The sequence below is a fragment of the Bacillus sanguinis genome (genome assembly GCF_018332475.1).
Lineage (GTDB): Bacteria > Bacillota > Bacilli > Bacillales > Bacillaceae_G > Bacillus_A > Bacillus_A sanguinis.
This window is the reverse complement of the sequence record NZ_BOQB01000381.1, coordinates 1-2987: the sequence shown is the minus strand read 5'-3', so window position 1 is coordinate 2987 and position 2987 is coordinate 1. Positions and strand designations below refer to the sequence as shown.

Sequence of the window (2987 nt, the reverse complement as noted above, 5' to 3'; positions counted from 1 at the left end):
AAGAAGACATAATTTTACTGGAGATATAAATAAATATAAATTAAATGGCTATGACGTTACATTCGGTGAGTATAAAGAATCGAATGTACGGGCTATGAAAATAGTGTTACCTGTAAAAGAAGGGGAAAATGCATATCAAATCTATATAAATGGTAGTATGCTTTCTAAAAAAGAGCTTGAGAAAGTTTTACTTTCGATGGTGGAATAGGACGTAATATGTAAAGAAATGTACTTTTAGTTCAAAAGCAGCATTTCTTTTTTATATAGTTAAATAATTGTACTCAAAATCTCCACAGGCAATCCATATCTTTTCCCCAGTGCTCTGGCAAAATCATATAATCAATTTCAGCTGCTCTAACATTATCCTCGTTTACCGTAACATGTCCAAAATTAATATACTCATTTGTAATAGAATCCTATACTTTATAAGAGCCGAATAATTAATGGTTTGCATTGCGCTTTAACAGCCCTGTAACGTCATTTTGTGCTGCATCTAACGGAATAGCGCGTTCGGTAATTTGCGCCATTACTTCTTTATTTGATACGAGTTGAAAAAAATCCATTTATTCTAATTTAGTAAAATATAACTTTTGCATAATATTCCTTCAAACTAATTTTTAATTGTTCTTTAGGAAAGATAAATGATAAGTAAAATATAATTTCAATTATAAAATGATTGATAAAGTGAATTGTTAATTTTTGATCGATGCCGTACATACAATATGTAATTAAGTATGTGTACTATGGAGCGAATACAGAAAAGGGTGAATGGTGCTTATGAGTTCATTTGAGCAAATGATGTACGTTGGTGTCAGTATGTCTATTGTACTATCCATAATGATTTTAGGATCTTTATATTATAATCCTCGTCTTTCGTTAACTGAGTATCCGAAAGATATTCAAAAGGTAGTTTTTCCAAAAGCGATTCATGAAAAAAAGCAAACGATTTATTTTAACATTGCATATAATGCTATTCTTTTCGGTACTCCTTTCGTTTCTACATATATACTACATAAACATGAAAAATTATTATATATTGATGCCTATTTACATACTTTTGGTATTTTAATGATTTTTAATTTAGTAGATTTGTTTATACTGGATTGGCTAATCTTTTGCTGGATTACCCCAAGATTTGTTGTTATTCCTAGTACAGAAGGCATGAAGGGATACAAAGATTATAAGTTTCATTTAAGAGGGGCTATAGTCGGCACAAAATTTTTAGCAATCGTAAGTTTGTTTTTAGCGGGACTTGCGACAACTATATAGCATAAAAACTATTATTTCATTTTGTTTGGGTAGAAGAATTCTAGGTGACTTTAATCAAATTAGTAATAGGGTATTTTTAGTTTTTATAATACACCCTCATAAATATTAATATATGTTATATAGAGTGAAATTTCATTTTATAAAAAGGGGTGTGTTATGAAAGAAACGAATGACTCTTTAGGAAACGATTTAAAGAAAGATATAAAGTTTTCTATTATAATCCCTGCGCATAATGAAGAAAAGTACATTGGAAAATGTTTAGATTCCATTTCAAAGGTAGCGGAAGCATATAAAAATCAAACTGAAGTCATAGTGGTTTTAAATCGTTGTACAGATAAAACAGAGGAAATCGCAAAGGAGTATAACTGTATTACATTAAAAAATGACGATAAAAATTTATCTAAAATCAGAAATGCAGGAGCTGAAATAGCTAACGGAGAAATAATCATTACTATAGATGCTGATACCCAAATGACAGAGTCTTTTTTGTCTAACGTAGACAAAAATTTAGTTTCAGGTAAATATATTGGCGGTGGGGTAACTGGTAAGTTTGAAAGACTATCTTTAGGAATATTTGTTTCCGCATTGTTAATTATAATTCCATTATTTTTTAAGTATGGGGCTATATCTGTCGGGATTTTTTGGTGCTATAGAAAAGATTTTATGGCGATTAATGGATTTAATGAAAATATGCTTATGGCAGAAGATGCAGATTTTGCAAAACGGTTAAAAGAATGGGGAAAACAAAAAAATAAGAAATTCGGTACAATAAAAAATGGAATGATAACTTCGTGTAGAAGATTTGATACATATGGAGATTGGACTTTAGTTAAAAATCCAAAAATAATCTTAGCGTATTTAAAAGGAAATGATAAAAAATATGCAGATAAAACATATTATGATAATCAAGAAAGATAACTGTAGAAATTCTTAAACAAATAGCCCTTCGCTCACCTCATTTTATATATGATGAGGTGATTTTTTGTGTATAGAATGCAAAGGTATAAATTTGATATTCTTGAATAAAAAGGATATTTCTAACAACAATATATTAAGTAGTATTAATATATTGTTACAAAAGTTTTGATATTCTGTGAAAATACCTTATTTTATGGAAGTATTTGATATAATAGAAGTCAAAAAAATGTCATGGAGGCTAATATGAAAAAAATAATTAGCGCAGCTACAGCAACAGTTTTTGGGATGGGTGCTTTTACCACAGTTGCTACTGCAGAAACTATCGTAACAGCAGATGTACTCAATGTACGTGAAAAGCCAACTACGGAATCAAAAGTTGTCAAAAAAGTAAAAGAAGGAGAAAAGTTAAAAGTTATACATACGGAAGAAGGATGGTCCAAAATTGATTTAAATGGTAAAGAAGTATTTGTAAGTGCGGAGTTTACAAAAGATGTGTATTATGTAACAGCGAATTTGCTAAATGTACGTACTGAAGCAAACACTGAATCAAAAATTCTTGGCAGACTGAAAAAAGATGATGTAATTGAATCAAAACATCAAGTAAAAGACGGTTGGCTACAATTTGAGTATAAAGGAAAAACAGCTTATGCAAATGTTTCTTTCCTATCAAGTACAGCACCAGTTGAAAAAAAAGTTGAAGAGAAAACGAAGCAAGTAGCAAAAGTGCAAAAAACGGTTAAAGCTAAGGAAGAGGCTAAAACACAAAAGGTAGTAAAGCCTAAAGAAGAAGTGAAAGTACA

General features: G+C 29.9%; 3 protein-coding genes and 2 pseudogenes. 4 read left to right on the top strand and 1 reads right to left on the bottom strand.

The genetic code is table 11. The annotated features are described in order from the left end of the window. Positions 1-208 (top strand): annotated as a pseudogene (locus KI369_RS26485) (hypothetical protein); the annotation flags it as partial. A 100-nt stretch (positions 209-308) separates the two neighbouring features. Here KI369_RS26485 and KI369_RS26480 read toward each other — a convergent pair. Continuing rightward, positions 309-563 (bottom strand): annotated as a pseudogene (locus KI369_RS26480) (GNAT family N-acetyltransferase); the annotation flags it as partial. 214 nt (positions 564-777) lie between these two features. On the opposite strand from KI369_RS26480, the gene KI369_RS26475 reads away from it, so the two are divergent. The 3 genes from KI369_RS26475 to KI369_RS26465 all read left to right on the top strand — a co-directional run. Continuing rightward, the gene (locus KI369_RS26475; RefSeq protein WP_212958478.1) at positions 778-1269 is read left to right on the top strand and encodes a nitroreductase; all 492 of its coding nucleotides are present in this window, start codon (positions 778-780) and stop codon (positions 1267-1269) included. 156 nt (positions 1270-1425) lie between these two features. Continuing rightward, a complete protein-coding gene (locus KI369_RS26470) occupies positions 1426-2187 on the top strand; it encodes a glycosyltransferase (RefSeq protein ID WP_212958476.1) in 762 nt (253 codons plus the stop codon). A 243-nt stretch (positions 2188-2430) separates the two neighbouring features. After that, a partial coding sequence (locus KI369_RS26465) for an SH3 domain-containing protein (protein ID WP_238484962.1) occupies positions 2431-2987 on the top strand: 557 nt, incomplete at its 3' end.

Bases quoted from the DNA above. Each gene is read 5' to 3' on its own strand.
- KI369_RS26475 (WP_212958478.1), top strand. From the start codon at position 778: ATGAGTTCATTTGAGCAAATGATGTACGTTGGTGTCAGTATGTCTATT.
- KI369_RS26470 (WP_212958476.1), top strand. From the start codon at position 1,426: ATGAAAGAAACGAATGACTCTTTAGGAAACGATTTAAAGAAAGATATA.